The sequence below is a fragment of the Microbacterium sp. SCN 69-37 genome, from assembly GCF_001724435.1.
Lineage (GTDB): Bacteria > Actinomycetota > Actinomycetes > Actinomycetales > Microbacteriaceae > Microbacterium > Microbacterium laevaniformans.
This window is the reverse complement of sequence record NZ_MEEL01000064.1, coordinates 1-9,007: the sequence shown is the minus strand read 5'-3', so window position 1 is coordinate 9,007 and position 9,007 is coordinate 1. Positions and strand designations below refer to the sequence as shown.

Here is a 9,007-nt window from a genome sequence, read left to right as displayed (position 1 = left end):
ATTTTCCTGTTCGCTGTCTTCGAGTCGGACGGGATGCCTCGGCATCCGCCCGCTCGTTACTTCTCGACCGGTCTAGCGGTAGCGGTAGACGATGCGACCGCGCGTGAGGTCGTAGGGCGAGAGCTCCACGACGACGCGGTCTTCGGGGATGATGCGGATGTAGTTCTGCCGCATCTTGCCGGAGATCGTGGCGAGTACCTTGTGTCCGTTGGTGAGCTCAACGCGGAACATCGCGTTGGGCAGCGCTTCAGACACGACGCCCTCGATTTCGATGACACCGTCTTTCTTAGCCATAGCCTCGCTGACGCTTGTGCAGACCGGTCGGTCTGCGGTGAGTGGGATGTGGTGCGGCGACACGCCAATGAAGGCGCAAGGCACCAAAGATTCAGTGTACGTGATAGAGGGCCGCACGGCAAACTGCCGTACGGCCCTCTCGCTCGTCTCAGACGCGCATCACGTCGTCAGCCCTTGAGGTTGGCGACGATGTCCGTCTGCGGGTTGTAAGTGACGGGGACATTCTTGCCGTTCACGAGAAGAGTCGGCGTTCCCTGAGCGCCCTGCGGCAGGCCCTTGGACTGTGCGAACTTGATGTACTTGCCCGACGTGATGGCCTGCTCGAGGTCGCTGGTCACATTGACCCCCGCCTGCTTAGCGATCGACACGATCTGATCGTCGGTCAGACCGGGGGTGCTCTCCTGGGGCTGGTTCTGGTACATCGCAGCCATGAACGCGTAGGCGTTGGCGGGGTCCGCCTCCGCGATAGCGAACATCGCACTCGCCGACCGGCTCGAGAACTTCGTCCCCTGCGAGGCGCGATCGAGAATCGTGACCGGGTGGAGGTTCAGCGTGATCTTGTTCTCAGAGATGAGCTGCTTGATCGTGTCCCCCTCGGTCTTCTCGAACTGGCCGCAGTAGGGGCACATGAAGTCCACGTAGGTGTCGACGACATCGGGGCCGCTGCCGAATGAGATCGCACCGGTATCCGTATTGATGTTGCTCGACGAGGGCTGCGCACCCGGACCCGAGCTGACGTTGTTCATCCACACGACAAGGCCGATGACCAGCGCGACCACGACGACGACCGCCACGCTCACCCAGATCGCGAACCAGTTCCTCTTACCCGCTGCTGCCTGCGCCATAACCTCGATGCCTCTCCGATGTGCGGCTGTCGCCGCCGTCCTACCATTGTGGCTCACGCACTCTTATGCGTTGCCCGTGAAAGCCGTGACCTCACCCGCCCCCACCCCCNGCCACCTGGCGCGGCGCCTTGTACACCGCCATGTTCTCGCGCGCCCTTTCGCGTCGGTTCGGCACGTTCGTAGCGGCTCGGCGTGACGGGTCAGCGTTGCGGATGGATGCCGAACGCGCGCAGGCGTGCACCCAGGTGGGCTGCCGTCGCGATGTCGGCCGTGCCCCAGCGCACGAGTCGCCGTCCCGTAGTCCCGCGGATCCAGTCCTCGCGCTGCTTCTCTTCCATGACCACCCGCTCCACCCCGACGCCCTCGCCCCGCATCGCAGGATCGAGGTACTTTCCCTCGCCGTCGTACTCGCCCCAGACTCCGACGTCATCCAGCGCGAAGTCGACATGGAACAGGCGCGAGCCCGGACCGGCGACCGGGACCTGCAGACGCGGCGTGGCGAAGCCGAGGTCGCCGATGTAGAGCCGGCTCACGCTCTCCCCCGGCGAAGCGGCACGACCATCGGCGAGTTCCAGCATCCGCCGGGCCGCGCGAACTCCGCGGCCGCCCGAAGGCAGCCGCTGCGCAACCTGCCGGCGCAGACTCTCCGCCGCCTCCACGTCGTACCCGTTCCACGACCAGGCGGCACGGCGAAGCGCGGCGTCGGCGAGGGAGAGTCCTGTCTCGAAGGATGCCGAGCGCAGCACGTCCGCGACCGTGCGGGCCAGTCCGGTGCAGAGCACGCCCTGGCGCATCGTCATGTCGCTCGAGGCGACGGCAACCTGGTGACGTGCGACCAACGGCTCGGATGCGCGTACGTGCCCGCTCGCTGCGCGTCCACTGAGGTGCACGCGGCGGGGTTCGATGCGAAACAGCGGCAATTCCCAGAGGACGGCCGCCGAGGCATGGGAGTAGACGAGCTCGGAGTTCCCCGTGCGAGGACGTTCAGCGGCGACGACGCGCATCAGGTGACGCCCTTCGCTGTGGGCGCCGCGCCACCGTTCCGCGTCGGCGTAACACCCGCGATCCACACGGATGAGGGATCCGTGCCGCACCGCCGCAGCGACGTCTCGCGCCGAACGCCCTCTGCGTTCGAGCTCCTCTCGGGAAGCGAGGGCGGCGCGAGCTTCGGAGACGATCATGCATTCCACGATCCTCGCCGCATCGGCATCCGCGCCTCCCTCACCTCACCCGTGGACAACACCCCTCGGCGGGTCGATCTGGGGAGGAACCTCGGCGCACCACGCGAGCCGCCATCGCGCCCCCGAACCGGCATGTTTCTGCGCGAAGGATGATGTCGGCTCGCGCGGAGGATGGCGGCTCGCGGGGAGCAGAGTGCGCGCAGCGCGCGGGTCAGGCGATGGGGGTGGGGGTGACGCCGAAGGGGGCGAGACCGGCGGCGCCGCCGTCGGCGGCGGTCAACACCCACACGCCGTTCTCGTGAACGGCGACGCTGTGCTCCCAGTGGCTTCCGTCGCTGCCGTCGACGGTCGTGACCGTCCAGTCGTCGTCCTCGACGAAGGTCTCCTCGGAGCCGGCGGTGATCATCGGTTCGATCGCGACACACAGGCCGGGACGCACCGCGGGGCCCAGGTCGGACACCCGGTAGTTGAAGATCGTCGGGCCCTCGTGCATCCGGCGGCCGATGCCGTGGCCGACGTAGTCGCGAAGGATGCCGTAGCTCTCCCCCGAGCGCTCGATGTAGCCCTGCACCGCGTCACCGATCTCTCCGACGCGCGACGCCGATGCGAGCGCGGCCACGCCCGCCCAGAGCGAGCCCTCGGTCACCTGCGACAGCCGCTCGCGCGACGCCTGCACAGCCGGATCCCCGCCGGGGACGACCACCGTGATGGCCGAGTCGCCGTTCCAGCCCTTGAACTGCGCACCGGCATCGATCGACACGATGTCGCCCGGCTCGAGCACGCGCTCCCCGGGGATGCCGTGGACGACCTGGTCGTTCACCGAGATGCAGGTCGTGTGGCGGTAGCCGCGCACGAGCTGGAAGTTCGACTCGGCCCCGCGGGCGAGGATGACCTCGGATGCCGCGGCATCCAGCTCAGCCGTGGTCACACCCGGGGCGATCAGCGCACGCACGGCATCCAGCGCGGCCGCCGTGATCAGGCCCGGCTCAACCATCGAGCGCAGCTGCGCCGGGGTCTTGTACAAGGAGCGACGAAGTCCCATCAGGAGGCTGCGATGCCGCGAGCTGCCAGGGCGGCCTGAATCCGCGCGTAGACCTCGTCCAGCGATCCGACGCCGTCGATCTGATCGACGATGCCCCGCTCGCGGTAGACATCGAGGATCGGCGCCGTCTCGGACTCGTAGATGGCCAGACGCTTCGCGATCGATTCGGCGTTGTCGTCGGCACGGCCCTGCTCGCTCGCCCGCAGCGACAGGCGCTGGATGGACTCGTCGCGCGGCACCACCAACTCGATGACCGCGGTGAGGGGCACGCCCCTCTCGTCCAGGAAACGGTCGAGATCGCCCACCTGGCCGAGGTTGCGCGGGTAGCCGTCCAGGAGGAAGCCGGCGGCGGCGTCGGGCTGGGCGAGCCGATCGCGCACGATCTCCCCCGTCAGGGTGTCCGGCACGAGGTCGCCGGCGTCGATGATCGCCTTGACCTTCAGACCGAGTTCCGTGCCCTCTTTCACGTTGGCGCGGAAGACGTCGCCGGTCGAGACCGCCGGGATGCCGAGGGCCTCCGCCACCCGCACGCCCTGCGTGCCTTTGCCGGAGCCCTGCGGGCCGATGATGAGTAGTCGAGCAGCGGTCATCGCAGCAACCCTTCGTAGTGACGCTGCTGCAGCTGGGCGTCGATCTGCTTGACCGTCTCCAGACCCACACCGACGATGATGAGGATCGACGCGCCGCCGAACGGGAAGTTCTGGTTAGCGCTGACCGTCGCGAGCGCCACCAGCGGCAGCAGCGCGATGAGGCCGAGGTAGATCGAGCCGGGCAGCGTGATGCGCGTCAACACGTAGTCGAGGTACTCGGCCGTCGGACGACCTGCACGGATGCCGGGGATGAACCCGCCGTACTTCTTCATGTTGTCGGCGACCTCGACGGGGTTGAAGGTGATCGCGACGTAGAAGTAGGTGAACCCGACGATGAGCAGGAAGTACAGCAGCATGTAGAGCGGGTGATCGCCCTTGGTGAGGTACTGCTGGATCCAGGTCACCCAGCCCGGGATGTTGCCGTTGGCGTCCGGCGTCTGATTGAACTGGGCTATCAGTGCCGGGATGTACAGCAGCGAGGAGGCGAAGATGACCGGCACGACACCCGCCATGTTCACCTTGATCGGGATGTACGTGTTCGTGCCGCCGAGGGTGCGACGCCCGACCATGCGCTTGGCGTACTGCACGGGGATGCGCCGCTGCGACTGCTCGACGAAGACGACGAGAGCGACGACGACGATGCCGACGGCCAGCACGAGGAGGAAGACCTCGAAACCGCGCGACGTGGCGATGGCCCACATGGCCGCCGGGAACTGCGCCGCGATCGAGGTGAAGATGAGGATGGACATGCCGTTGCCCACGCCGCGCTCGGTGACGAGCTCGGCGAACCACATGATGAGGCCGGTGCCGGCGGTCAGCGTGATGATCATCAGCAGCTGGGCCCACCACACATCGTTGGTCAGCAGAGCGTTGCACTCGGCGATGCCGGTCCTGCCGAACAGCTGGCCCGAGCGCGCCACGGTGACAAGTGTCGTGGACTGCAACAGCGCGAGGGCGATCGTCAGGTAGCGGGTGTACTGCGTGAGCTTGGCCTGACCGGCCTGCCCCTCCTTGTACAGCGCCTCGAAGTGCGGGATGACCACGCGCAGCAGCTGCACGATGATCGTCGCGGTGATGTAGGGCATGACGCCCAGGGCGAAGATCGACAGCTGGAGCAGCGCACCGCCGGAGAACAAGTTGACCAGCGAGAGCAGACCCTCACTCGCGGAACCGGTCTGCTGCAGGCAGGACTGCACGTTCGGGAAGCTCACGAAGGGCGCCGGAACGTGCGCACCGAGGCGATAGATGGCGATGATCGCGAGGGTGAAGAAGATCTTCCGCCGGAGATCCGGGGTGCGGAAGACCCGCGCGATGGCGCTGACGGCGCTGAACAAGGGGATTTCCTCCAGAGAGCTGACCGGTGTCTCGATGCGGATCCGAGGACACCGCTTCCAGAGTACGGCAACAGGGGCCGGAGGCTCGCCTCCGGCCCCTGCCGTGGAATTACTTGACCGAACCGCCTGCGGCGACGATCTTCTGCTCGGCCGAACCCGAGACCTTGTCGACGGCGACGGTGAGCTTGACCGAGATGTCGCCGGTGCCGAGCACCTTGACCTTCTCGTTCTTGCGCACCGCACCCTTGGCGACGAGGTCGCTGACGGTGACGTCGCCACCGGCCGGGTACAGCTCAGCCAGCTTGTCGAGGTTGACCACCTGGTACTCGACGCGGAACGGGTTCTTGAACCCGCGCAGCTTCGGCGTACGCATGTGCAGCGGCATCTGGCCGCCCTCGAAACCGGCCTTCACCTGGTAACGGGCCTTCGTACCCTTGGTGCCACGACCGGCGGTCTTGCCCTTCGAGCCCTCACCGCGACCGACACGGGTCTTTGCGGTGTTGGAGCCCGGGACCGGACGCAGGTGGTGGACCTTGAGCACACCGGGGCGCGACACCTCGGCATCCGCCTTCTTGGCGGGAGCCTTCTTCGCGGCCGGCTTCTCGGCGGTCTTCTTGGCAGCCGGCTTGGCGGCGGCCTTCTTCTCGGTGTTCTTCACAGCGACCTCTTCGGTCGCCTTCTCAGCCTTCTCGGCCATCAGTCGATCTCCTCAACCTTGACGAGGTGGGCGACAGCCTTGACGTAGCCGCGCGTCTGCGCGTCGTCGGGACGGACGACCGAGTCGCCGATCCGCTTCAGGCCGAGCGAACGCAGCGTGTCACGCTGGTTCTGCTTCTCGCTCACCTTGGACTTGACCTGGGTCACCTTGAGACGCGCGGCCATCAGGCACCTACCTTCGCAGCGGCCGCGGCGTCGGCCTCGGCACGGATCAGACGGGCCGGAGCCACCTGGTCGAAGTCGAGACCGCGACGCGCGGCGACCGCGCGGGGCTCCTCGAGCTGTTTCAGCGCCTCGACGGTCGCGTGCACGATGTTGATCGTGTTCGACGAACCGAGCGACTTGGAGAGCACGTCGTGGATACCGGCGCACTCGAGCACGGCGCGCACCGGGCCACCGGCGATGACACCGGTACCGGCGGCGGCCGGACGCAGGAGCACGACACCGGCAGCGGCCTCACCCTGCACCGGGTGCGGGATGGACGAGCCGGTGCGGGGCACGCGGAAGAAGTTGCGCTTGGCCTCTTCGACACCCTTGGAGATGGCGAGGGGGACCTCACGCGCCTTGCCGTAGCCGACGCCGACGAGACCGTTGCCGTCACCCACGACGACGAGCGCCGTGAAGCTGAAGCGGCGACCGCCCTTGACGACCTTCGACACGCGGTTGATCGTCACGACGCGCTCGAGGAACTGGCTCTTCTCGGCGTCGCGCGAACCACGGTCGCGGTTGGGGTTGCGCTCGCGACCGCCACGACGGGGCTCGCGGGCCTCGCGCTCGACGGGAGCGGTGGCCGCAGCCTGCTCGGTCACTTCGTTCTCCACATTCTGAGTAGTTGCATCGCTCACAGGTTCAGACCTCCCTCGCGGGCGCCCTCGGCGATCGCTGCGACACGGCCCGCGTAGCGGTTGCCACCGCGGTCGAACACGACGTCCGAGAAACCGGCCGCCTTGGCGCGCTCGGCGACGAGCTCGCCGACCTTGCGGGCCTTGGCGGTCTTGTCACCGTCGAACGTGCGCAGGTCCGACTCGAGAGTCGACGCCGACGCGACGGTCACGCCCTTGCTGTCGTCCACGAGCTGGACGAAGACGTGGCGGGCCGAGCGGGTGACGACGAGGCGCGGACGGGCCTCGGTGCCCACGACCTTCTTGCGAAGGCGCAGGTGACGACGCGAACGCGCGTCGCTCTTCGACTTGACAGCCATGATTACTTACCAGCCTTTCCGGCCTTGCGGCGAACGACCTCGCCCGCGTAGCGCACACCCTTGCCCTTGTAGGGCTCGGGCTTGCGGATCTTGCGGATGTTCGCGGCGGCCTCACCGACGGCCTGCTTCGAGATGCCGCTGACGGTGAGCTTGTTGTTGCCCTCGACGGTCAGCGTGATGCCGGCCGGCGCCTCGACGAGAACCGGGTGCGAGAAGCCGAGCGCGAACTCGACCGCCGTCCCCTTCTGCGCGACGCGGTAACCGGTGCCGACGACCTCGAGGCCCTTGGTGTAGCCCTGGGTGACGCCGATGATGTTGTTGTTGATCAGGGTGCGGGTCAGTCCGTGCAGCGAACGCGACTCGCGCTCGTCGTCGGGACGGGAGACCAGAACCTGGTTCTCCTCGACCTTGACCTCGATGGGCTTGGAGACGGAGAGCGCGAGCTCACCCTTCGGGCCCGTGACCGTGACATCCTGGCCGTCGACCGAAACGGTCACGCCGGCGGGGATGTCGATGGGAAGACGTCCAATACGCGACATGTCAGATCACCACACGTAGGCGAGGACTTCCCCACCCACGCCCTTCTGCTCTGCCTGGCGGTCGGTGAGAAGACCGGAGGAGGTGGACAGGATCGCGACGCCCAGCCCGCCGAGGACCTTGGGGATCTCGGTCGAGCGTGCGTACACGCGCAGGCCGGGCTTCGAGACGCGCTTAATGCCGGCGATCGACCGCTCGCGGTTCGGGCCGTACTTCAGCGTGAGGGTGAGAGTCTGGCCGACGCGGGCGTCGGAGACCTCCCAGCCGGAGATGTAGCCCTCCTGCTGGAGGATCTCGGCGATGTGGGTCTTGAGCTTCGAGCTCGGCAGCGACACGGAGTCGTGGTGCGCCGAGTTCGCGTTGCGCAGACGGGTCAGCATGTCAGCGACCGGGTCTGTCATCGTCATTTCTTGGTTTCCTTTGTTCAGCGGTTTCGGATGCCGTTACACGACAGCCGACCTTCTTGATGGGCCGACCGGAGAGGTCGGGGGGGCGTCAGGCCTGGTTCTCGTCCGTCTTGAACGGGAAGCCCAGCTGGCGCAGCAGCGACCGGCCCTCGTCATCCGTCTTCGCCGTGGTGACGATCGTGATGTCGAAGCCGCGGACGCGGTCGATCTTGTCCTGGTTGATCTCGTGGAAGACCGACTGCTCCTGCAGACCGAACGTGTAGTTGCCGTGACCGTCGAACTGCTTGGGCGACAGGCCGCGGAAGTCGCGGATACGCGGCAGGGCGAGGTTCACGAGACGGTCCAGGAACTCCCAGGCACGGTCACCGCGGAGGGTGACGTGCGCACCGATCGCCTGGCCCTCGCGCAGCTTGAACTGCGCGATGGACTTGCGGGCCTTCGTGACGACCGGCTTCTGGCCGGTGATCTTGGTGAGGTCGTCGACCGCACCGTCGATCACCTTGGAGTCGCGAGCTGCCTCGCCGACACCGGTGTTCACGACGACCTTGACGATCCCGGGGATCTGCATGACGTTGGCGTAGCCGAACTCGTCCTGCAGGGCCTTCTTGATCTCGTCCTGGTACTTCTGCTTCAGGCGGGGCTGGATCTTGCCAGCCGCCGCGGCAGTGGTGCTGCTCATGTTCAGAGGTCCTTGCCGCTCTTCTTCGCGTAGCGCACGCGGACGGTGCGCTTCACGCCATCCTTCGTCTGCTCCTCGACACGGTGACCGACCTTGGTCGGCTTCTTGGTCGAGGGGTCGACGAGGGCGACGTTCGAGATGTGGATCGGGGCTTCCATCGTTTCGATGCCGCCCGTCTTG

General features: G+C 66.9%; 13 protein-coding genes and 1 pseudogene. All 14 read right to left on the bottom strand.

Features of this window, described 5'->3' with window-relative positions; genetic code table 11:
• Positions 1–72 precede the first annotated feature (72 nt).
• Entirely contained in the window at positions 73–294 is a 222-nt protein-coding gene (gene infA, locus ABS64_RS14450) for a translation initiation factor IF-1 (protein WP_005050493.1), read from the bottom strand.
• A gap of 167 nt (positions 295–461) precedes the next feature.
• The gene (locus ABS64_RS14445) at positions 462–1,139 is read right to left on the bottom strand and encodes a thioredoxin domain-containing protein (RefSeq protein ID WP_036284625.1); all 678 of its coding nucleotides are present in this window, start codon (positions 1,137–1,139) and stop codon (positions 462–464) included.
• 200 nt (positions 1,140–1,339) lie between these two features.
• Entirely contained in the window at positions 1,340–2,320 is a 981-nt protein-coding gene (locus ABS64_RS14440) for a type IV toxin-antitoxin system AbiEi family antitoxin domain-containing protein (protein ID WP_292684469.1), read from the bottom strand.
• A gap of 211 nt (positions 2,321–2,531) precedes the next feature.
• Positions 2,532–3,362, bottom strand: coding sequence for a type I methionyl aminopeptidase (gene map, locus ABS64_RS14435; protein WP_292684467.1), 831 nt, complete (start codon positions 3,360–3,362; stop codon positions 2,532–2,534).
• Positions 3,362–3,952, bottom strand: a complete 591-nt coding sequence (locus ABS64_RS14430; protein ID WP_292684465.1) for an adenylate kinase — start codon at positions 3,950–3,952, stop codon at positions 3,362–3,364. Before ABS64_RS14430 ends, map begins: the two co-directional genes overlap by 1 nt.
• A complete protein-coding gene (gene secY, locus ABS64_RS14425) occupies positions 3,949–5,286 on the bottom strand; it encodes a preprotein translocase subunit SecY (RefSeq protein ID WP_288121582.1) in 1,338 nt (445 codons plus the stop codon). Before secY ends, ABS64_RS14430 begins: the two co-directional genes overlap by 4 nt.
• Before the next feature lie 109 nt (positions 5,287–5,395).
• On the bottom strand, positions 5,396–5,983 hold the full coding sequence (gene rplO, locus ABS64_RS14420) for a 50S ribosomal protein L15 (RefSeq protein ID WP_288121583.1): 588 nt from the start codon (positions 5,981–5,983) through the stop codon (positions 5,396–5,398).
• Complete coding sequence (rpmD, locus tag ABS64_RS14415; RefSeq protein ID WP_005050499.1) at positions 5,983–6,168, bottom strand: 50S ribosomal protein L30; 186 nt, start codon at positions 6,166–6,168, stop codon at positions 5,983–5,985. The genes rplO and rpmD overlap by 1 nt, the downstream gene beginning before the upstream one ends.
• A complete protein-coding gene (gene rpsE / locus ABS64_RS14410; protein ID WP_269429743.1) occupies positions 6,168–6,812 on the bottom strand; it encodes a 30S ribosomal protein S5 in 645 nt (214 codons plus the stop codon). Before rpsE ends, rpmD begins: the two co-directional genes overlap by 1 nt.
• Positions 6,813–6,844: 32 nt before the next feature.
• On the bottom strand, positions 6,845–7,204 hold the full coding sequence (gene rplR / locus ABS64_RS14405; RefSeq protein ID WP_005050501.1) for a 50S ribosomal protein L18: 360 nt from the start codon (positions 7,202–7,204) through the stop codon (positions 6,845–6,847).
• A 2-nt stretch (positions 7,205–7,206) separates the two neighbouring features.
• Positions 7,207–7,743 (bottom strand): 50S ribosomal protein L6, encoded by a 537-nt coding sequence (gene rplF, locus ABS64_RS14400; RefSeq protein ID WP_016463568.1) that lies wholly within the window; start codon positions 7,741–7,743, stop codon positions 7,207–7,209.
• A gap of 6 nt (positions 7,744–7,749) precedes the next feature.
• Complete coding sequence (gene rpsH, locus ABS64_RS14395; RefSeq protein WP_005050503.1) at positions 7,750–8,148, bottom strand: 30S ribosomal protein S8; 399 nt, start codon at positions 8,146–8,148, stop codon at positions 7,750–7,752.
• An 88-nt stretch (positions 8,149–8,236) separates the two neighbouring features.
• Positions 8,237–8,827: a 50S ribosomal protein L5 gene (rplE, locus tag ABS64_RS14390; RefSeq protein ID WP_016463569.1), complete on the bottom strand. Its 591-nt coding sequence runs from the start codon at positions 8,825–8,827 to the stop codon at positions 8,237–8,239.
• Positions 8,828–8,829: 2 nt separating this feature from the next.
• A pseudogene (locus ABS64_RS14385) lies at positions 8,830–9,007 on the bottom strand (50S ribosomal protein L24); the annotation flags it as partial.

What these genes read in the sequence shown, in the direction of transcription:
- map (WP_292684467.1), bottom strand. Translation starts at nt 3,362, where the DNA reads ATGGGACTTCGTCGCTCCTTGTACAAGACCCCGGCGCAGCTGCGCTCG.
- rpsH (WP_005050503.1), bottom strand. Translation starts at nt 8,148, where the DNA reads ATGACGATGACAGACCCGGTCGCTGACATGCTGACCCGTCTGCGCAAC.
- ABS64_RS14430 (WP_292684465.1), bottom strand. Translation starts at nt 3,952, where the DNA reads ATGACCGCTGCTCGACTACTCATCATCGGCCCGCAGGGCTCCGGCAAA.
- rpmD (WP_005050499.1), bottom strand. Translation starts at nt 6,168, where the DNA reads ATGGCCGCGCGTCTCAAGGTGACCCAGGTCAAGTCCAAGGTGAGCGAG.
- ABS64_RS14440 (WP_292684469.1), bottom strand. Translation starts at nt 2,320, where the DNA reads ATGATCGTCTCCGAAGCTCGCGCCGCCCTCGCTTCCCGAGAGGAGCTC.
- infA (WP_005050493.1), bottom strand. Translation starts at nt 294, where the DNA reads ATGGCTAAGAAAGACGGTGTCATCGAAATCGAGGGCGTCGTGTCTGAA.
- rplR (WP_005050501.1), bottom strand. Translation starts at nt 7,204, where the DNA reads ATGGCTGTCAAGTCGAAGAGCGACGCGCGTTCGCGTCGTCACCTGCGC.
- ABS64_RS14445 (WP_036284625.1), bottom strand. Translation starts at nt 1,139, where the DNA reads ATGGCGCAGGCAGCAGCGGGTAAGAGGAACTGGTTCGCGATCTGGGTG.
- rplE (WP_016463569.1), bottom strand. Translation starts at nt 8,827, where the DNA reads ATGAGCAGCACCACTGCCGCGGCGGCTGGCAAGATCCAGCCCCGCCTG.
- rplF (WP_016463568.1), bottom strand. Translation starts at nt 7,743, where the DNA reads ATGTCGCGTATTGGACGTCTTCCCATCGACATCCCCGCCGGCGTGACC.
- rplO (WP_288121583.1), bottom strand. Translation starts at nt 5,983, where the DNA reads ATGGCCGAGAAGGCTGAGAAGGCGACCGAAGAGGTCGCTGTGAAGAAC.